We start from the raw sequence: 17,928 nt of genomic DNA on the forward strand, positions 1-17,928 counted from the left end.
CGCGGAGGCGGGCCGCCTGCTCGCAAAGGTAAGGGCACAGCGAGGGTCACGGCCCGTCTACGCGAATCCGATCGCGCGCCTTGAATGCACCGCCCAGCGACAGGGCCTTGTCGAGCAGGCGCTGAAGGTGCAGGCCGCGGTGGACGTCACAGGGATGGGTCGTCGTGCCGGTGGCGATCAGGGCCACGAACTCGTCGAGGAGGGCTGTGTAACTACCGGCCGCGCCGCCAGGATCGCGGTTCAGCGCGCGATAGCCGTGCGTGCCGTAGACGGAGAAGTCCGCGACGGTCGGCTCGACCGGCAACGCGATGGACAGCGTGGCCGAACTGGTGGCCCCGTTCTCGTGCCGGAAGATCAGGTGCCACAGGTCCTCCGACGTCCGATGCGCGCCGGCGACGTCGGCGATGGGACCGAGCGCGGCGTCCAACAGGTCCACCACGTGCGGACCGACATCGGCCAGCGCGCCCGTTTCGTGGCGCCACGGGGAGCCGCTGTACTGCCCGCCGAGGAGGGCCCCGGACAGCCAACGAGCGTTTCCACCGGTCCAGCCGCCGGTCGCGGCCAGGTCCGCGAGCCATTCGCGCGTCTGGGTCGCGAATCGCAACGTGAGCATCACCAGGCTCGTCACACCCGCCGCGGAAACCGCGCCCGCCAGCCGTTCCGCGGTGGGCACGTCCGGGGCGATCGGCTTCTCCAAGATGAGATGCTTGCCCGCCTTCGCGGCCTCGAAGGCCAATCCGGCCTGTATCGCGGGCGGCACGGCGAACGCCACCGCGTCGACTTCGTCGAGCAGTTCTTCGAAACTCGTGCTCACTTCGGCGCCGTGACCACGCGCCAGCTCCTCCGCCGCCTCACGACGGCGCGCCCACACCGTGGTCAGCGCGATGCCAGGATGACCGGCCAGCCCGGGTGCGTGCACCGACCTCGCCCACGGCCCTGCTCCCACAAGTCCGACTCGGACAACTGAGCCACGCATCAGTCGTAGGAGTAGAAGCCACGGCCGCTCTTCTTGCCGAGCAGCCCTGCGTCGACCATGCGCAGCAACAGCGGGGGTGGCGAGTAGAGCGGTTCCTTGAACTCCTCGTACATGGACTCCGCGATGGCCTTGATGGTGTCCAGGCCGATCAGGTCGGACAACCGCAGCGGACCCATCGGGTGCGCGGTGCCGAGTTCCATGCCGCGGTCGATGTCCTCGGCCGAGGCGAATCCGGACTCGATCATCCTGACCGCGGAGAGCAGGTACGGCACCAGCAGCGCGTTCACGATGAAGCCGGCCCGGTCCTGCGACCGGATCACCGTCTTGCCGAGGGTGCTCGTCGCGTGCTCGTCCGCCCGCCGCACCGTTTCGTCTCCGGTGAGCAGCGACGGCACCAGCTCGACCAGCGGCAACACCGGTACCGGGTTGAAGAAGTGGATCCCGATCACCTGTTCCGGCCTGCTGGTGGCCATCCCCAGCTTCATGATCGGAATGGAAGAGGTGTTCGAGGCGAAGACGGCATCGGCACGCTCGATGATCTTGTCCAGCGAACGGAACACCTCGACCTTGGCCTGTTCCTGTTCGATGATCGCCTCGATGACGAGGTCACGATCGGCGAAATCGGCCAGGTCGGTGGTGAACGTGACCCGTTTCAGTGCCGCCTCGGCGTCCTCCGCGGTCAGCTTTCCGCTGCGCACACCGCGCTGAAGCGATTTTTCGAGGCGGGCACGGCCCGCGTCGAGCGCGGGCCTGCTCACCTCGGTGATCATCACGTCGGCACCCGCGTGTGCGTGTACCTCGGCGATTCCGGAACCCATCAGGCCGGCTCCGACGACGCCGACCTTCTCCATGCCACCCACCCGAACCTCCACGCTGGCCGACGCCCGAGAACCCTACGAGGAACGAGGGCGGACCCTCCGGTCCACCCTCGTTCTCCTCAGCCGTCAACGACGGTACTCATCGTCCTCGTCGGCATACGGGTCCTCGTACTTGTCGTCCTCGTCGTGGGAGTTCTGAGAGGATTTACCTGACAGCTCGCGCTGCAAAGCCGCGAAGTCCGTGTCGTGAGTGCTGTACTTGAGCTCCCGCGCCACCTTCGTCTGCTTGGCCTTAGCCCGGCCGCGCCCCATGGCTCGACCCCCTCGCACAGGGACGGGGCGGCCGGGGGAAACGGCGGCCCCGCATCGTCTCGACAACTATTTCCTGTACATACCGTACCTTGTCTCAGGGGGAGAATGCGATGCGGCTTCTCCTCTCGTGGTGAGAGTCTCCCCTCGGTGCACCCGGACGACCGGCAACGTGCCACGATGCAGTGGTGCTCCGACCATTCGTGGCCTACCTGCGGGTGTACGAGCCGCTGTCCGCGTTCGGCGACCCACCCCCCGAGCAGCTCGTCAAGGCGGTCGCGACCACCCAGCTGACCAGGGCGGACGCCGGTGAGCGCGAGCAGTTCATGTGGCTGAGATCACAGACCGCGGCGCCGGTGCGGCTCCTGCCGGCCGAGCTGGCGAACGGCCGGCCGGCCCCGAGCACTCTCACCGACGTCCTGGTGCTGGACCCGTCCGAAGTGGCCGGTACGACCGGCCCCGCGCCGCTGGTCTGTCCCCTCGAACTTCGCGCCCGGTCGGCGGCCGCGCTGGTCAGCTTTCTCGGTGACGCCGAACCCGCGTTGCGGGCGAGCGTGCTGGAGTCCAGTGGGGTCACCGCGGAGACGGCACGGTCACGGGCCGGTGCCGCGCTCGGGCGGCTGACCAAGGCGGCCGTCCACGTGCTTTCGACGACCTGGACCGTGCCGCTGCCGTGGTTCGCCCTGGTCGACCCGGACCAGCGGCGGCTCGAACTGGGCGACGGCCGTGACGACCCCCGGCGCGAGATGTCCTGGCGCGTGGCGATGCCGGACGCGGTGCACCGGGCCGGCGAGGCCCGGGAACTCGTGGAGAACACGCTGGGTGATTCCGGACCGACCCGGATCCTCGTCGAAACCGAACGGTGGCTGGCGAACTTCCATCCCGGGTCGGCGGTCGAACTCGACTACGGCGGCCTCGTCCAGCTGATCGCCGACCCGCTGCTGGAGTCGGACACCTCGGCCGAAGAGGTGCACAACATCCTGGAGGCGCTGCGGTCCGGCGACGTCGAGCAGCTTGCCGAGTTGTTCAACGACCTGCGCGACTACTGGAGTGAGCTCGCCGCTCGCGAACACTGCAACTAGCCGGCCTCGCCGCCAGTCCGGGTCATGCCGTCAGGGCATCGCCCCATGCCTTGCGTGCCTTGGATCTTTCGGCGCCGCCCCGATTTCCTGAACGCGGGCCCGAACTGGCGGGCCCGCGAACCTGGACAGGGGAAACGCATGGCACCCAAGGCAGTCGTCACCGCCGGTACGCGCGGGATAGGGGTGGAAGTGGCGGCGGAACTCTCGCGACGCGGATACGCGGTGACCGTAGTCGGGCGGAACCAGGAGCACGGTGACGAGGCCGTGCGGCGAATCGGAAACGCCCGCTTCCGCCAAGCCGACCTTTCCAGCTTGGCCGAGGTCCGCGCGCTCGGCGCGAAGCTGGCCGCGGAGGGCCCGCTGCAGGTGTTGGTCAACAACGTCGGCGGTATGTGGTCGAAGCGGTGGCAGACCGCCGATGGCATCGAGGCCAGTTTCGCGGTGAACCACCTCTCACCGACCACGCTGACCGAGGCACTGCTCGACGCGTTGCGGGCGGGCAGACCAAGCCGGATCGTCGACGTCACTTCCTCGTCCATCACCACGGCCTTGCTGGACGGGCTTCCGGCCTACGACGACATCGAGCCCGACGAGTACTACGGCATGGCGGTCTCCGGCCGGGCCAAGCTCGCGCACCTGGCCTACAACCAGGAACTCGCGGAACGCCTACGGGGCAGCGGTGTCTCGGTGTTCGCGGCCGACCCGGGTACGGCCGCGACGCCGAACGCCGCGGAAATGACGCCCGAGATCCTGCCGCCGGCACTACGCCCGCTGTGGGAATCGATCCACCGCGGGGTCCAGCGCCCCGCGGCCGAAGCCGCACGTTCGATCGTGTTCGCGGCCACCGACCCGTCGCTGGACGATCAGACCGGGCTGGTCATCGGCCCCGACTGCGCCGCGACGGACTATCTGGCCACCGCGCTCACCCCGGAAGTGATCGCTTCGGCCCGCGCCCTCACCGACCGCGCGATGGCGATCGTTCGCTAGCTCGTGCCGCGTTCGCGGCCACGCTCGGCGTTGAGCAGGTCGTCCACCGATGCGGTGCCACTGGCGTAGCGACCGGCGATCTCGTCGTTGAACAGGTCCACGACCGCCTGCACCTCTCGTCGGCGTGCCGACACCGAGGTCTCTTCTTCGGCGTAGTCCCGGAGGGTGGCCGCGAGCTTGTTGTCGGTCAGGGATTCCACGTCGGACAGGTCGGAATCACCGAGCAGCAGTTCGGCCTGCCGCCGGTGCTGCCCGGCGCGCGAGGGCTCCAGGCTCTGGTGCCGCCCCGAGCCACGGGCGGGACGCAAGGCGTTGTCGGAGAGGATGGCGGCCAACTGGTCCACCACACTGCCCTGGCCACCGGTCCGGCGCCGTTCCTGTTCCGCGCGCACGATGTCGATCCGGGCGTGCAGCAACCGGCGCAGGTACGACAGGTCGGTCTCTTCCTGCGCGGCTTCGTCACGGCGCTCGCGGAGCCGGTCGAGTGACAGCTCTTCGAGGCCACGGACAAAACCAGGGTCGAGGACGCGGTCGATGCGACGTCGCCCGCCTGGCCGGACTTCGATCACGGCGACATCCTGCTCTATGCCGGTCACCGGCATCGGGCTTGGGGTTTCATATGTTTACCTGTCAACCCCGGAGTCTAGCCGCCGCCTCACGGCCGGGAGCGGCACCTTCCGCGGGGACTGAATCCGGGTCGATGGCGGCCGGTACCGCGCGGTCCTCCGCACCGGCCAGCAGTTCCGCGTCCAGCGGGGTCGACCTCTTGATCAACGCGAGGGCCACCGGGCCGAGCTCGTGATGCTGCGCCACGCTGCCGACCCGGCCGACGACCCTCTCCCCGAGGCGCACCGGGTCACCCGTTTCGGGGTAGATCTCCGGGGAGCCGTCGAGGTGCAGGAGCACCATCCGCCGGGGCGGACGGCCCACGTTGAACACCTTCGCCACGGTCTCCTGGCCCCGGTAGCAGCCCTTGGCGACGTGGGCCGCGCTGCCGATCCAGTTCACCTCGTGGGGAATGGTGCGCTCGTCGGTGTCCACGCCGAGGCGGGGCCGCAACGACTCCACCCTGAGCGCGTCGAACGCCCAGGTGCCCGCCGGCCGGGCACCGGCGTCGGTGAGGCGCCGCCACCAGCCGGTGAGATCACTTCGCGGTACCACGAGGTCCACGCTGGCGGGACCGGGCCACGGCATGCGCCGCGCGAATCCGCCCTCGAAAGTGGTCACGGAGTACGGCGCCGCCGCCACCGAAACGTCCACTGTGGACAGAACCCGATCGGCCTCCGGGCCCAGCAGCGTGAGCACGGCCAGTTCCCCGGTGACGTCGGAGATCTCCACCTTCGACCAGAACTTCATCGCCTCCAGGTATTCGAGGAGGGTCTGCTTGCCACCCTTCGGCAACGCGCTCGTCGCCCGCGCGCCGGGGTCGGTGTCGAGATGGACGGCGTCACCGGTGTGGGCCAGCACCATGTGCGCGTCGACGTGTCCGTGGCTGTCCAGTACCAGGGCTTCCGTGCCCCCGGCCAGTTCCGTCACGTGCTGCGAAATGACCAGATGCAGCCACGAAAGCCGCTCCGGTCCGCTCACGCGCAATACCTCACGGTGCGAACGGTCCACCACCGCGACACTCCTGGTCGCGGTGCGCTGTTCGGCGAAGGGATCCCCCCAGTGCCAAGGGACACCTGGCTCGGGGTTCCCGTCCGGTGGGGCGATCGAGCCAGGCGCGTCGAGGAGAGGTGACTGGTAGGACATGCTTCGATCGTAAGCCGCGCGAGGAGATTCCGTGCCTCCGCACAAGGGTGACCCCGCACCGTGCGCACATCGGCGAAACGACCGAGGTGAGTACGGTGAATCCATGCGCGTACTCGCCTTCCTCGACGGAACACTCGCCGACCCCGACGTTCCCCGGATCCGTATCGACGATCTCGGGCTGATGCGCGGCGACGGAGTGTTCGAGACGATCCTGGTCACCGACGGCACACCCCGGGAGCTGCGTCCTCACCTGGACCGCCTGGCGCGTTCGGCCGGCATGCTCGACCTTCCCGAACCCGACGACGAAGCCTGGCAGCGCGCGGTCGCGACGGTGATCGACAACTGGCAGGGCGACGCCGAGTTCGCCATCAAGCTCGTCTACACCCGCGGCCCGGAAAGCGATCCGTCGGCCGCCGTCACCACTTTCGCGCTGGGCCTGGACATCGCGGAGAAGATCGTCCGTGCGCGGGAGGAGGGGCTCTCCGTGATCACGCTCGAGCGCGGCATCGAACCGGAGCTCGCCGAGCGGGCACCGTGGCTGCTGCTCGGCGCGAAGTCCTTGTCGTACGCGGTCAACATGGCGGCCGGCCGGGAAGCCGCCCGGCGAGACGCCGACGACGTCGTGTTCACCGCGACCGACGGGACGGTGCTGGAAGGCCCGACCTCCAACGTGATCGTGGCCCGTGGCAGGACGCTGTTCACGCCCCCGGCGAACATCGGAATCCTGCCCGGCACCACCCAGGCCGCGGTGTTCCGCGCGGCTGAGCGGACCGGCTGGTCGACCAAGATCGAACCGCTTCGGCTGGAAGATCTGCGCACGGCCGACGGCGTCTTCCTCGCTTCTTCGGTCCGGAAGCTGACGCGCGTCCACACGCTCGACGGCGAACCGCTGGCCGACTCCACCGCGATCCACCGGGAACTCGCCGACGCTTACGACTCCCTCTACCGCTGAGCACGAAAGCGGACCCTCGTGCCGGGACGTGCTTGGGCGAGTGCGGGAAGTGCCGACGCGGTCACCACGGCCACCACCGGATAGCCGCCCGTGGTCGGGTGATCGGCGAGAAAGACCACCGGCAGACCACTGGGCGGTACCTGGATCGCGCCCGTGAGCAACCCCTCGCTGGCCAGTTCCGTCCCTTCGCGCTCCGTGGTGCGCGCCAGCCGTTCCCCGTCGAGGCGCAGGCCCACCCGGTTCGACTCCGGCGTCACGGTCCAGGTTCTCGCCAGCCGCTCGGACGGTTCGTCGAACCAGTCGTCTCGCGGCCCGAGCACGACCGGGACCACCAGTTCACCGGAGAAACGCGGCGGAACGAGCACGTCCTCGCCGGTAGGGAGGCCGAGCGGAGCACCGAGCGGGAGCACGTCTCCCGGCGCCAGCGGTGCCGGTCCGATCTCCGAAAGCGTGTCCCGCGACCGGCTGCCCAGCTGCGCCTCGGCGTCGATGCCGCCGGAAACGGCCAGATAGCACCGCAGACCGGTGGCCGGTGTGCCGACGGTCAGGGTCCGGCCCGGGGCCAGGTGGATGGGCACCTGGGAGCCGGCGGCCCGGCCGTCGACCGTGACCGCCACCGACGGGCCGGTCACGGCGACCGTGCACGAACACCGCGCCATGATGGCGAACCCGCCGAGCAGCGACTCGATCCCGGCCGCGGTTTCGGCGTTCCCGACCAGCCGGTTGGCCAGGCGCAGCGCCGGCGCGTCGAGCGCGCCGGAAGGCGGCACCCCGAGGTGGGCGTGGCCGGGGCGGCCCAGGTCCTGCACCAGGGTGAGCGGGCCGGTCGCCATCACGGTGAGGGATCTCGTCACGAAACGCTCCGGAATCGCACCCGGTCGCCCGGGGCGAGCAGAGCCGGACGTTCGGCTCGTGGATCGAAGAGCACGGCGTCGGTCCGCCCCAGCAACCGCCAGCCGCCCGGCGACGCACGCGGGTAGACCCCGGCGAACTCTCCGGCCACGGCGACCGAGCCGGCGGGCACCCGGGTTCTCGCACTGTCCAGCCTGGCCTGACGAAGGGGCTCCGGCAGACCCGTGAGGTAACCGAAGCCGGGGGCGAAACCCGTGAACGCGACCGTGTACTCCGCCTCCGTATGCAGTTGGACGACCTTCTCCACGGTGATTCCCGCCGTGCGCGCCACCAGTTCGAGATCATCACCGTCGTAGCGCACGTCCGGCACGTGCTCACGAGGGTCTCCGGCGGGCGGGTGAGTCAGGTCTGCTCCCTCGACCGACGCGCGGATCTCACCCAGCGCCTTCGATCCCGGCCGGACCGACACCAGAACCGTCGAGGCTCCGGGTACGACCTCGACGACCTCGGGGTGGGCGGCCGAAACGACCGTGGCGCGAACGGCGGCCGCCTCAGCGCGCGAAGCGCACTCGACCAGGACCGCGTCCGTGCCGTAGGTCAGCCAGCGCAAAACCGTCAGCCGACGATGCGGCGCAGATAGGCGGAGATGTGCGGCTGCATCGGCTCACCCACCATCGCGCGCTCTTCGACGTAAGCCAGATCACCGCCGTTGACGATGCCGTAGAGCCGCTGCGCGCCGGTGACCTCCTTGGCCGTCGCCGTGCGGACCACCGCGTCGGTGCCGAGCTCCCACGATGTCTGGTTGCGCGGTTTGCCGTAGAACATCTCGATGATGCCGGAGGAATGCGCGAGCAGGAGTTCGATCGTGTCGTCGGGCTGCGGCCGCCACCAGCCGACCTCACGGGCCGCCGGGCGGATCACGTTGCCCTCGTCGTCGAGCAGCCACGCGCGCGCCTCGTGGTAGAGGAACGGGCGCCCGTCGTGCGCGATGGTCAACTGCTGCGCGAACTTCCGTGGGCCGTGGATCGTCGGATAGTCGACCTCGCCCTCACCTCGCCACACGCCGACCAGCGGAAGCAGCGCGAGGCAGGCGGGATTGAGATCCGCGCCCTCGCGCAGGTTCGCGGTGTCCACCGGAATCGGCAGATCGTCGAACTGGGGCAGGTTGCGATCGCGGGTGTGCGCGGCGCGCTGCTCGGCGGCCTGGATGGCGTCGTCGCCACTGCTCATGGTCTCAGCGCTGGTCGCTGTAAAGGCGGTAGACGACGTAGAACGCGAACCACAGCACGGCGACCGCGACGATCACCAGCAGTGTCGTAAACAGGGTCTCCACGTCCAGCAGGGTACCTCAGGCCGGGGAGGCGATCATGGCGATGCCGCTCACCACGGCCGGCCCCCGGGCGCCCCTGGAAAAGAAGCAAGGGCTGTTTACTACGGATCATCCGTAGTAAACAGCCCTTGCTCCGAAAAAAGCTAAGCCACGGCGATCGTGACCTGGTGCAGGCCGGGGTCGGCGGCGGTGACCGACGCCTCACCGGTTCCGGTGCGATGGAGCGCGCGCACCACCCACGAGCCGGGCGCCGCGTAGAAGCGGAAGTCGCCGTCGCCGGAGGCCTGTACCTCACCGGCGAACTCACCGTCGCTGTTGAGCAGACGCACGTAGGCGCCGCCGAGCGGGCCGCCGTCACCGGTCACCCGGCCGGCCACCACCACCTGTCCGCGAGTGTCCAGGTCCGCCGGGGTGGCGGTCTGCACCGGCGCGCCGCAGCCGTCGTCGCTCATCATTTGGCTCCCGTCTCGATCGGCACGCCCACCAGCGAGCCGTATTCCGTCCACGAACCGTCGTAGTTCTTCACGTCACCCAGTCCGAGCAGCTCGTGCAGCGCGAACCAGGTGTGGCTGGAGCGCTCACCGATGCGGCAGTAGGCGATGGTCGGCTTGGCGGTGTCCAGGCCTTCCTGCGCGTAGAGGTCCTTGAGTTCCTCGTCGGACTTGAAGGTTCCGTCCTCGTTCGCGGTCTTGGCCCAGGGCACGTTGAGCGCCGTGGGAATGTGCCCGGCGCGCTGCGCGGACTCCTGCGGCAGGTGCGCGGGCGCCACCAGCTTGCCGGAGAACTCGTCGGGCGAGCGGACGTCGACGAGGTTCTTGGTGCCGATCGAGGCGACGACCTCGTCGCGGAAGGCACGGATCGTGGTGTCCGGCTCCTTCGCGGTGTAGCTGGTGCGCTCGCGCTTGACCTCGTCGCGGCTGAGCTCGCGACCGTCGAGCTCCCACTTCTTGCGGCCACCGTCGAGCAACTTGACCTTGTCGTGCCCGTACAGCTTGAAGTACCAGTAGGCGTAGGCGGCGAACCAGTTGTTGTTGCCGCCGTAGAGGATCACCAGGTCGTCGTTGGAGATGCCCTTCTCCGAGAGCAGCGCCTCGAAGCCCGCTTTGTCGACGAAGTCGCGGCGGACCGGGTCCTGCAACTCGTTCTTCCAGTCGATCTTGACGGCACCTCGGATGTGCCCTCCGTCGTAGGCGGTGGTGTCCTCGTCCACCTCGGCGAAGATGACGCCGGGCGTGTCCAGGTTCTCCTCGGCCCACTGCGTTGTGACCAGGACGTCTTCACGGCTCATTTGAGCTGCACTCTCTTTCTCTCTTCTCGTGGGTGGACAGTTCAGGACGCTTGGTTGGGCGCGAACCGCCGGATGATCAGATAGGTCTCGCACCCGAGACAGAAGTTGAAGGCGGCGTTGAGGAACGCGGCGAACAGCGCGAACGCCGTGGCCACGATGCCGAGCGCGGTGATTCCGGTGGCATAACCGAGGGTGCCCACCAACGCGAAGCCGAACCCGACGCCCTGCGCGAACCTGAGCGGTTGCTCGGCCTCGCGCTCCTGAGCCGGCCCGAGGCGAGGCGCCACGAGGCGGCGGTAAAGCACCGAGTAGGGCGCGCGTCTGATGCCGGCGAAGGCCCCGATGGCGAACACGACGGTCTGCGCCGCCAGTACCGGCCACCACGAGGTGACCAGGACGAGCGCGAGCACGACCGTGGTCAGCGCCGCGGCGAAACGTGGTCCTCGCGGATCCACCGTGGGTTCTGCTGGCATGACAACTCCCTGAACCGAGTGGGCGAAAAGGGGTTGAAGACCAAGCCTGAAGCGGCCCGGCCCGAGCGCACAGGTCGGCTGGCAGCGAAGCGCCGCTTACCAGGGACGGCTGGGTGCGGATGCACCACAACACAGACTGCTGCGCACGCGGCAGAGATCCACTGCGCGGCGTTGCGTCAGCAAAGTCAGAGGCAGCCTGTGCACGGCGTCCAGCCTACCCACGTTGTGTCCACCCGGGAACCTTGCTCACCTGGTGGAACACCCCTAGGAAACCCTGCTCAGGGGTCCGGCGAGCGCGTCCAGCACCGCGGGGCCGGAGGGCACCCCGCTGATCCGCAGGAGTTCCTCGCCGGACGGGGTGAACGCCAGCGTGGTGGGGGTGCGCAGCACGCCGAGCGCCTGCGCGACCTCGGGGCGGTCCGTGACGTCAAGGTCGACGTGCCGCAGGCCCTCGGTCTTCTCGGCCAGCGACGACAACAGAGCCCGGGTTTGGCGGCAGGGCGCGCAGAAGGTCGTCGAAATCTGGACCAGCGTGACCGCGCTTTGCGGATCGAGCGCGCTGACGACCGACTCGGGGAGGCCGCGCTCCCGCCCGGTGGCACGGATCCGACCGTTGCCCGCCCGCAACACCATGCCCGCGATCACCCCGACCACCAGCACCCCGGCGACGATCCACAAACCCGTCAAGCCCGTCAAGGCTCACCTCCGGCTGAACGTGACGTTCTGCGCCTCTCCCTTGACCGTGACCGAACCGCTGTTGACCTGCACCGCCGTCGGAGTCACCTCGAACGGCAGGGTGCCGGTGTCGATCCCGGCCTTGAAGTTGGGCAGCAACGCCTGTTGCACTGCCTGGGGAACAACGGTGGTCTCCTTGTCATTCCCGTACTGCAGGCGCTTCGGGACGATGTCGATCGCGGTGCCGTGCAGTTCGATCATGGCGAAGCAGAAGATCTCGATCTTCTGTCCGGCGATCTGGACATACCCGGAGACGCGGACGCCCGCCTTCGACTTGTCCTGGTCCTGCTGCTTCTTGTCCTTGTCCCCGGAGGACGAGTCGGAGGAGTCCTGCCCGGTCTGGACGTATTCGACGCTCGACGGCTCGATGCGCAGGTCCTCGATCTTGGTCAGCGGGTCGATCTTGGCGATGTCGCTGGCCTTGATGGTGACCTGCGCCTCCAGCCTCCCGATGGCGATGGCACTGGTGTTGCCGTTGACCAGATCCGACAGCGGCGCCGTGACGTCGTGCAGTTCGGCGTTGACACCGACGTCCTTGAGGTTCTGGATCGGGACTCCGGAGGCCGCCAGGGAGATGCGACCGTAGTGACCGCCGAGCGCCTGCGTGATGAAGGGGAACCCGTGGATGGTCACCGACGGGTCGTCGGCGAGATTGAGCTGCTGCCTTGCCTTCTGCGAAACCGTGTGCTCGGCGTAGGCCGCCGCGCCGAAGTCCGCACCGACCAGCAGGGCGATCAGCACGACGAGGCTGATCAGGATGCGGCGGGTACGACGGCCGCGACGCTTCGCGGCGTCGCGGGGGACAGCATGTGCGCGGGTCGCTGGTTCGCTCACTCTCGGTATCCGATCTCTGGGTCCTTGGCGTGACGTCGGTGTGACAAGCATGGCAGGGGGAGGTTTTTCCCGCTTTCCGCCGCTACTCTTACCTAAACGCCGACCAGGGATCGCAGGATCACGAGAAATGAAGGCGGTGTGGCGATGAGCCTCGACCTACTCGTACTGACTCCCGAACCCGAAGCCACTTCGGTGTTGCCAGCGCTGGACCTGCTGCCTCACACCGTACGCGTCCGGCCACCAGAGGTCACGGCCTTGCTGGACGCCGGCCATCGCGACGTCATTCTTCTCGACGCGCGCACCGATCTCGCCTCGGCGAAGAGTCTCTGCCGGCTGCTCAAGGGCACCGGCGAGGACGAAGCGGGCACACCGATCATCGCCGTGGTCGGCGAGGGCGGCCTGGTCGCGGTGAGCGCCGAATGGCGCACCGACGACATCCTCCTCCCCACCGCGGGCCCCGCCGAGGTGGACGCACGGCTGCGCCTGGCCACCACCAGGGACGGCGGCACGGCCCAGGTCGACGCCGAGCTCCGGGTGGGCGAGCTGGTCATCGACGAGGCCACCTACACCGCCCGGCTGCGCCGGCGCACCCTCGAACTGACCTACAAGGAGTTCGAGCTCCTCAAGTACCTCGCCCAGCACGCAGGACGGGTGTTCACCCGCGCCCAGCTGCTGCAGGAGGTGTGGGGTTACGACTTCTTCGGTGGCACCCGCACCGTCGACGTGCACGTCCGGCGGTTGCGGGCGAAGCTCGGTCCCGAGCACGAGCAGATGATCGGCACCGTGCGCAACGTGGGCTACAAGTTCGAGCGTCCCTCCAAGGGCGCCCCCAAACCCGGGTTGCCCGCGTTGTCCTTCGACGCCGACCTGCCGAGCGAGTTCTCGACGCCCTGACCGGTAGCCATGCGCTGGTTCGACGAACTGGATCCGGCCGCCGAGCGCGAGGTCCACGAACTGTTGGTGGCCGCGCGCGACGCCGACGGGCAACCGGAAGAGGTCACGGCACCTGCCGGTGGTCTGCACCTGCTGGCCCATGACGAGCGTGGCGAACTCGCCGGTTACGCGCATCTGGACACCTCCGGCGACGCCTTCGGGCACCAGGTCGCCGAGCTGATCGTGCGGCCGGATCACCGGTCCCGGGGGGTCGGCACCGCGCTCGCCCGGGCGCTGGCCGACCGGGTCCCCGGGAAACTGAGGGTCTGGGCGCACGGCGACCATCCGGCGGCCGCGCGGATCGCCGAACGCGAAGGCTTCACTCGCGCCAGGGAACTGCTGATCATGCGGGCGGCCGTCAACGACGACTGGCCGGAACCCGCGCCCCCGCAAGGGGTTTCGTTGCGCACGTTCGTGCCCGGCCGGGACGAGCGGGCGGTCGTCGACGTCAACGCCCGGGCCTTCGACTGGCACCCCGAACAGGGCAGCCTGACGGTCGAGGAATTCGAGGAGTCCGAAGCCGAGAGCTGGTTCGACCCCGCCGGGTTCTTCCTCGCCGAGCGGGATGGGCGGGTGATCGGGTTCCACTGGACCAAGGTGCACCCCGCGCACCCGCGCCGCTTCGGCGGCGAGGAAATCGGAGAGGTGTACGTGGTCGGTGTCGACCCGGACGCGCAGGGCGGCGGCCTCGGCAAGGCGCTGACCGTGGCCGGGCTGCGCTACCTGCGCGACAAGGGCCTCCGGCACATCATCCTCTACGTCGAAGCCGACAACGCGCCCGCGATCGCGGTCTACTCCAGGCTCGGCTTCGACCGGTACCAGTCAGACATCCAGTACGCACGCTGAAAGCGAGCAAGGTGTGTTTGCTCGGCCGGAGGCGGCGACGGCAGCCAGCCACAGCACGTGGTACCCGCCGGAGGCTGCTGCACGCGGCCGGACACGCTTTTCGTCCGGCCGCCGATCACTACGGTTCATCCGTAGTAAACACACCTTGCTTCATTTGAGACTCGTAGTGTCAGGCGCGCACCCTGGCGTACCGGGCGACGGTGCGGGCGATCAGGTTGAGCGCGACCACCACCAGGATGAGGGCCAGCGCGCCGGCCCAAGCCCGGTCGATGGCGGTCGAGTTGGGCTGACCGGCCTCGCTGAACACGAACAACGGCAGCGATGCCTGCGGCCCGCTGAACGGGTCGAAGTTGATCGCCTGCGCGCCGAAGACGGTGAGCAGCACCGGCGCCGTCTCGCCCATCACCCTGGCCACCGCGAGCATCACGCCGGTGACGATCCCGGCCGTCGCGGTCGGGAGCACCACGCGCACCACGGTCACCCATTTCGCCACGCCGAGCGCGTAGGAGGCCTCCCGCAGACTGCTCGGGACCAGCTTGAGCATCTCCTCGGTGGACCGGATCACCGTCGGCAGCATGAGCACCACCAGCGCCAGCGAACCGGCGAAGCCCGAGTAACCCTGGCCCAGCAACACGATCCACAGCGCGAGGACGAACAGTCCCGCCACGATCGACGGCAGGCCGGTCATCACGTCGACGAGGAAACTGACCATCCGCCCGAGCCTGCCGGTGCTGTACTCGACGAGGTAGATCGCGACGAGGATGCCCAGCGGCGCGGCGATCGCGGTGGCGATGCCGACCTGCTCCAGCGTGCCGATGATCGCGTGGTACGCGCCGCCGCCGGCGTCCGCCTCGGCCACCGATCGCATCGAGTGCCCGAAGAAGACACCGTCGAAGCGCGACAGACCACGGTAGATCGTGTAGCCGAGCACGCCGATCAGTGCCAGGAGTGCGAAGAGCACGGTGCCGAGCAGCACGTTCGTCATCAGCCGGTCCTTGGCGTGCCGCCAGCCCTCGACCATGGTCGAGACCACGGTCAGCGCGACCACATACAGGACGACGGCGATCAGGATGAAGCCCACATAGCCGCTGAGCGACGTGAGGAGGAACAGCAGAGCGGTGACGGCCACCGAGCCCGCCGCGACACCGGCCAGCGCGGCCCACGACAGCCGCGGACGGGTCAGCCTGCTCGTGATCAGCGGCTCGTCGAGCATCGCGGTCATCGTCGTTCCTCCTGTGTCGTGCGGGACACCCGGCAGGTCATGCCCGTATCTCCGCGTGTCATACCGCCCCCGGGCGCGGACCGCGCCGGACGATGGCCCGGGCGCCGAAGTTCACCACCAGCGTGATCGCGAACAGCACGAGACCCGAGGCGATCAGCGCGCTCCGTCCCATCGCGCCCGCGTCACCGAACTTGTTGGCGATGTTCGCGGCGATCGTCGCGCCCGCCGGGTCCAGGATCCGGATGGTGATCACGTTGCTGGCCGAGAGCACCAGGGCGACCGCGATCGTTTCGCCCACCGCACGGCCGAAACCCAGCACGATCGCGCTGATCATGCCGGAACGCCCGTAGGGCAGCACGGCCATGCGCAGCATCTCCCAGCGGGTCGCGCCCAGCGCGTAGGCGGCTTCCACGTGCTCGCTGGGAGTCTGGATGAACACCTCACGGCACAACGCGGCGACGATCGGGAGGATCATCACCGCGAGCACGACCCCGGCGGCGAACATCGACTTGCCGTAGGTCTGGTTCGTCGAAGCGAACAGCGGAATCCAGCCGAAGTACCGGTTGAGGAACTGGCTCAGCGGAATCAGGTTCGGCACCAGCCAGACCAGGCCCCACAACCCGAACACCACACTGGGTACGGCGGCCAGGAGGTCGGTCACGTAGCCCAGGGGCCGGGCGATCGCCTTGGGCGCGTAGTGACTGATGTAGAGAGCGACACCCACCGCGATGGGAACCCCGATGACCAGCGCGATCAGCGAGCTGATCACGGTGCCGAAGACCAGCGCCGCGATGCCGAAGACCTGGGTCTGATCGGGATCCCACGACAGCGTGACCAGGAAGCTCGCCTTGTCCCCGCGAAGAGCGGGCACCGCTTCCATGATCAGGAAGGCGGCGATGGCCACCAGGAGAATGAGGATGAAGGTCCCCGAGGCCTTGGCGATCCAGCGGAACACGATGTCGCCACGCCGTGACGGATGCCGGGAAAGTTGTGACGTGTCAGACGCGGGCACCGTCTCGGTGCCGGCGGGCTCCTGGCTGTTACTGGTGATGGCGCACTCCTGAAGTACCGTGTTTTCCGTTGTATACCCGAACCTCTCCGCCTCGCCGGTCACGTGACCGGCGAGGCGGATCGGGCAGGTCCGGATCAGCCGAGCGTGTTCACCGCCGCCGCGACCTTGGTCTGCAGTTCGGCCGGGAGCGGGACATAACCCTGACCGGACAGCGGGTTCTGCCCGTCGTTGCTGGCCAGGTAGCTCAGGAAGCTCTTGACCAGCGGCAGCTTCGCCGAGTCGTTGCCCTTCGAGCAGACGATCTCGTAGGTGACCAGCAGGGCCGGGTAGGCGTTCGCGTCGGCGTTGGTGTAGTCGAACTCGAGCTTGAGGTCGTTGCCCGAGCCCACGACCTTCGCCTTGGACAGGAAGTTCTTCACGTTGTCCGTGGTGAGCTCGACGAACTTGCCGCCCGCGTTACCGACCTTGGCATAGGGAATCTGGCTCTGCGTGGCGAAGGACAGTTCCATGTAACCGATTCCGCCCGAGGTGGTCTTCACACCCTGCGCGATGCCCTGGGTCCCGTTCGAGCCCTGGCCGCCCGGAGCCGGCCAGTTCTTGTTGGCCTCGAACGGGAAGTCCGCCTTGGCCTCCTTGGCGAGGTAGTTGCTGAAGTTGAAGCTGGTGCCCGACCCGTCCGACCGGTGGAAGGTCTGGATGCCCAGCGACGGCAGGTTGACCCCGGCGTTGTCCGCGGCGATGGCGGGGTCGTTCCAGTTGGTGATCTTGCCGGTGAAGATCTTGGCCAGCGTGCTCGCCGAGAGGTTCAACGGCGCCGTCACGCCGGGAACGTTGTACCCGACGGCGATCGGCCCGGGAACCATCGGCAGGTTGATCGCCGGGCCCGACTTGCACCGGGCGTCGGCGGCGGGCTGGTCCGAGGACGACAGGGCGAAGTCCGAACCGGCGAAGTCGACCGTGCCCTGCTGGAACTGCTGAACGCCCTTGCCCGAACCACCGCCCTGGTAGTTGACGGTCGCGCCACTGCACTTGTTCTGGTAGGCCTTGACCCACTCCGACATGGCGTTCGACTGCGCGGTGGAGCCAGCAGCGGTCAGCGTGCCGGAGGCACACTCGATGTTGCTCGTCGGCTGGTTGGAGCTGGCCGGGCCACCTGCGTTGTTGTCACTACCGCAGGCGGCCAGCAGCAGAGCGCCGGCCGCAACGATGCTGAAGGCGGCACCGTGCCGCTTGGTAATCACCTGAGAATCCTCCAACGGACGACTTCCCTCATCGCGACGAACAGTCGCGACCCGGACGGTAAGCAAGCCCGGTGGCCTGAAAGAAGACCCAAGATGAACGGAAGGTGAAACAGGCCGATGTACTTTTTCGATTCCAAATCGGTAAACGCTCCGTGATAAGCGCACGTCCCGCCTGGCCCTGTGATGGAATTCGCATGGTGGGGGCGGCCCGGGTGAACGTTACACGCAGCATGGGTCACACCCGTCACAGTCCACGATTCTGTTCACCTTCCGTTCATCTTTTCAG

Annotated in this window: 21 protein-coding genes; 5 read left to right on the plus strand and 16 right to left on the minus strand. The window is 68.4% G+C overall.

Annotated features, from left to right (window positions below):
• Nucleotides 1–46: 46 nt before the first annotated feature.
• The 3 genes from ACFSXZ_RS16290 to ACFSXZ_RS16300 form a co-directional block, all read right to left on the minus strand.
• Nucleotides 47–976, minus strand: coding sequence for a Gfo/Idh/MocA family protein (locus ACFSXZ_RS16290; protein WP_378265867.1), 930 nt, complete (start codon nt 974–976; stop codon nt 47–49).
• Nucleotides 976–1,836, minus strand: coding sequence for a 3-hydroxybutyryl-CoA dehydrogenase (locus ACFSXZ_RS16295; protein WP_378265868.1), 861 nt, complete (start codon nt 1,834–1,836; stop codon nt 976–978). Before ACFSXZ_RS16295 ends, ACFSXZ_RS16290 begins: the two co-directional genes overlap by 1 nt.
• 84 nt (nt 1,837–1,920) lie before the next feature.
• Nucleotides 1,921–2,106 carry a DUF3073 domain-containing protein gene (locus tag ACFSXZ_RS16300; protein WP_378265869.1) on the minus strand — a complete coding sequence of 62 codons (186 nt, stop codon included), beginning with the start codon at nt 2,104–2,106 and terminating at the stop codon, nt 1,921–1,923.
• Nucleotides 2,107–2,291: 185 nt separating this feature from the next.
• On the opposite strand from ACFSXZ_RS16300, the gene ACFSXZ_RS16305 reads away from it, so the two are divergent.
• Nucleotides 2,292–3,185: a hypothetical protein gene (locus tag ACFSXZ_RS16305; protein ID WP_378265870.1), complete on the plus strand. Its 894-nt coding sequence runs from the start codon at nt 2,292–2,294 to the stop codon at nt 3,183–3,185.
• A gap of 138 nt (nt 3,186–3,323) precedes the next feature.
• Nucleotides 3,324–4,172 carry an SDR family NAD(P)-dependent oxidoreductase gene (locus ACFSXZ_RS16310; RefSeq protein ID WP_378265871.1) on the plus strand — a complete coding sequence of 283 codons (849 nt, stop codon included), beginning with the start codon at nt 3,324–3,326 and terminating at the stop codon, nt 4,170–4,172.
• On the opposite strand, the gene ACFSXZ_RS16315 is transcribed toward ACFSXZ_RS16310, so the two are convergent.
• Complete coding sequence (locus tag ACFSXZ_RS16315) at nt 4,169–4,741, minus strand: RsiG family protein (protein WP_378266480.1); 573 nt, start codon at nt 4,739–4,741, stop codon at nt 4,169–4,171. The two genes, ACFSXZ_RS16310 and ACFSXZ_RS16315, sit on opposite strands and share 4 nt — an antisense overlap.
• Nucleotides 4,742–4,802: 61 nt before the next feature.
• Complete coding sequence (gene ygfZ, locus ACFSXZ_RS16320; protein WP_378265872.1) at nt 4,803–5,924, minus strand: CAF17-like 4Fe-4S cluster assembly/insertion protein YgfZ; 1,122 nt, start codon at nt 5,922–5,924, stop codon at nt 4,803–4,805.
• A gap of 103 nt (nt 5,925–6,027) precedes the next feature.
• On the opposite strand from ygfZ, the gene ACFSXZ_RS16325 reads away from it, so the two are divergent.
• A complete protein-coding gene (locus ACFSXZ_RS16325; protein WP_378265873.1) occupies nt 6,028–6,876 on the plus strand; it encodes an aminodeoxychorismate lyase in 849 nt (282 codons plus the stop codon).
• Here the strand turns inward: ACFSXZ_RS16325 and ACFSXZ_RS16330 are convergent.
• From ACFSXZ_RS16330 to ACFSXZ_RS16365, 8 genes are all read right to left on the minus strand, one after another.
• A complete protein-coding gene (locus ACFSXZ_RS16330; RefSeq protein WP_378266481.1) occupies nt 6,867–7,709 on the minus strand; it encodes a 5-oxoprolinase subunit C family protein in 843 nt (280 codons plus the stop codon). The genes ACFSXZ_RS16325 and ACFSXZ_RS16330 overlap by 10 nt on opposite strands.
• A gap of 17 nt (nt 7,710–7,726) precedes the next feature.
• Nucleotides 7,727–8,338, minus strand: a complete 612-nt coding sequence (locus ACFSXZ_RS16335) for a 5-oxoprolinase subunit B family protein (RefSeq protein WP_378265874.1) — start codon at nt 8,336–8,338, stop codon at nt 7,727–7,729.
• Nucleotides 8,339–8,343: 5 nt separating this feature from the next.
• On the minus strand, nt 8,344–8,958 hold the full coding sequence (locus tag ACFSXZ_RS16340) for an FABP family protein (protein WP_378265875.1): 615 nt from the start codon (nt 8,956–8,958) through the stop codon (nt 8,344–8,346).
• A 243-nt stretch (nt 8,959–9,201) separates the two neighbouring features.
• Nucleotides 9,202–9,513 carry a DUF1416 domain-containing protein gene (locus ACFSXZ_RS16345; protein ID WP_378265876.1) on the minus strand — a complete coding sequence of 104 codons (312 nt, stop codon included), beginning with the start codon at nt 9,511–9,513 and terminating at the stop codon, nt 9,202–9,204.
• Nucleotides 9,510–10,346 carry a sulfurtransferase gene (locus tag ACFSXZ_RS16350; protein ID WP_378265877.1) on the minus strand — a complete coding sequence of 279 codons (837 nt, stop codon included), beginning with the start codon at nt 10,344–10,346 and terminating at the stop codon, nt 9,510–9,512. The genes ACFSXZ_RS16345 and ACFSXZ_RS16350 overlap by 4 nt, the downstream gene beginning before the upstream one ends.
• Nucleotides 10,347–10,387: 41 nt before the next feature.
• Nucleotides 10,388–10,819, minus strand: coding sequence for a DUF4395 domain-containing protein (locus tag ACFSXZ_RS16355; protein ID WP_378265878.1), 432 nt, complete (start codon nt 10,817–10,819; stop codon nt 10,388–10,390).
• A gap of 264 nt (nt 10,820–11,083) precedes the next feature.
• A complete protein-coding gene (locus tag ACFSXZ_RS16360) occupies nt 11,084–11,506 on the minus strand; it encodes a TlpA family protein disulfide reductase (protein WP_378266482.1) in 423 nt (140 codons plus the stop codon).
• 12 nt (nt 11,507–11,518) lie between these two features.
• On the minus strand, nt 11,519–12,439 hold the full coding sequence (locus ACFSXZ_RS16365; protein WP_378265879.1) for an LmeA family phospholipid-binding protein: 921 nt from the start codon (nt 12,437–12,439) through the stop codon (nt 11,519–11,521).
• Between the two features lie 93 nt (nt 12,440–12,532).
• Here ACFSXZ_RS16365 and ACFSXZ_RS16370 point away from each other — a divergent pair, with 93 nt between their 5' ends.
• Nucleotides 12,533–13,282 (plus strand): winged helix-turn-helix transcriptional regulator, encoded by a 750-nt coding sequence (locus tag ACFSXZ_RS16370; protein WP_378265880.1) that lies wholly within the window; start codon nt 12,533–12,535, stop codon nt 13,280–13,282.
• Nucleotides 13,283–13,291: 9 nt separating this feature from the next.
• Nucleotides 13,292–14,167 (plus strand): mycothiol synthase, encoded by an 876-nt coding sequence (gene mshD, locus ACFSXZ_RS16375; RefSeq protein WP_378265881.1) that lies wholly within the window; start codon nt 13,292–13,294, stop codon nt 14,165–14,167.
• A 169-nt stretch (nt 14,168–14,336) separates the two neighbouring features.
• On the opposite strand, the gene pstA is transcribed toward mshD, so the two are convergent.
• From pstA to pstS, 3 genes are all read right to left on the minus strand, one after another.
• On the minus strand, nt 14,337–15,389 hold the full coding sequence (gene pstA, locus ACFSXZ_RS16380) for a phosphate ABC transporter permease PstA (protein ID WP_378265882.1): 1,053 nt from the start codon (nt 15,387–15,389) through the stop codon (nt 14,337–14,339).
• A 58-nt stretch (nt 15,390–15,447) separates the two neighbouring features.
• Nucleotides 15,448–16,401, minus strand: a complete 954-nt coding sequence (pstC, locus tag ACFSXZ_RS16385; protein ID WP_378265883.1) for a phosphate ABC transporter permease subunit PstC — start codon at nt 16,399–16,401, stop codon at nt 15,448–15,450.
• Nucleotides 16,402–16,535: 134 nt separating this feature from the next.
• A complete protein-coding gene (pstS, locus tag ACFSXZ_RS16390) occupies nt 16,536–17,642 on the minus strand; it encodes a phosphate ABC transporter substrate-binding protein PstS (protein ID WP_378265884.1) in 1,107 nt (368 codons plus the stop codon).
• Nucleotides 17,643–17,928 lie beyond the last annotated feature (286 nt).

Origin of the sequence: Amycolatopsis pigmentata (assembly GCF_042684065.1) — a bacterium.
GTDB lineage: Bacteria > Actinomycetota > Actinomycetes > Mycobacteriales > Pseudonocardiaceae > Amycolatopsis_E > Amycolatopsis_E pigmentata.

Bases quoted from the DNA above. Each gene is read 5' to 3' on its own strand.
- ACFSXZ_RS16330 (WP_378266481.1), bottom strand. From the start codon at position 7,709: ATGGCGACCGGCCCGCTCACCCTGGTGCAGGACCTGGGCCGCCCCGGC.
- ACFSXZ_RS16300 (WP_378265869.1), bottom strand. From the start codon at position 2,106: ATGGGGCGCGGCCGGGCTAAGGCCAAGCAGACGAAGGTGGCGCGGGAG.
- ACFSXZ_RS16350 (WP_378265877.1), bottom strand. From the start codon at position 10,346: ATGAGCCGTGAAGACGTCCTGGTCACAACGCAGTGGGCCGAGGAGAAC.
- pstA (WP_378265882.1), bottom strand. From the start codon at position 15,389: ATGACCGCGATGCTCGACGAGCCGCTGATCACGAGCAGGCTGACCCGT.
- ACFSXZ_RS16355 (WP_378265878.1), bottom strand. From the start codon at position 10,819: ATGCCAGCAGAACCCACGGTGGATCCGCGAGGACCACGTTTCGCCGCG.
- ACFSXZ_RS16370 (WP_378265880.1), top strand. From the start codon at position 12,533: ATGAGCCTCGACCTACTCGTACTGACTCCCGAACCCGAAGCCACTTCG.
- ACFSXZ_RS16325 (WP_378265873.1), top strand. From the start codon at position 6,028: ATGCGCGTACTCGCCTTCCTCGACGGAACACTCGCCGACCCCGACGTT.
- ACFSXZ_RS16310 (WP_378265871.1), top strand. From the start codon at position 3,324: ATGGCACCCAAGGCAGTCGTCACCGCCGGTACGCGCGGGATAGGGGTG.
- ACFSXZ_RS16345 (WP_378265876.1), bottom strand. From the start codon at position 9,513: ATGATGAGCGACGACGGCTGCGGCGCGCCGGTGCAGACCGCCACCCCG.
- ACFSXZ_RS16365 (WP_378265879.1), bottom strand. From the start codon at position 12,439: ATGCTTGTCACACCGACGTCACGCCAAGGACCCAGAGATCGGATACCG.
- ACFSXZ_RS16290 (WP_378265867.1), bottom strand. From the start codon at position 976: ATGCGTGGCTCAGTTGTCCGAGTCGGACTTGTGGGAGCAGGGCCGTGG.
- ACFSXZ_RS16340 (WP_378265875.1), bottom strand. From the start codon at position 8,958: ATGAGCAGTGGCGACGACGCCATCCAGGCCGCCGAGCAGCGCGCCGCG.
- mshD (WP_378265881.1), top strand. From the start codon at position 13,292: ATGCGCTGGTTCGACGAACTGGATCCGGCCGCCGAGCGCGAGGTCCAC.
- ygfZ (WP_378265872.1), bottom strand. From the start codon at position 5,924: ATGTCCTACCAGTCACCTCTCCTCGACGCGCCTGGCTCGATCGCCCCA.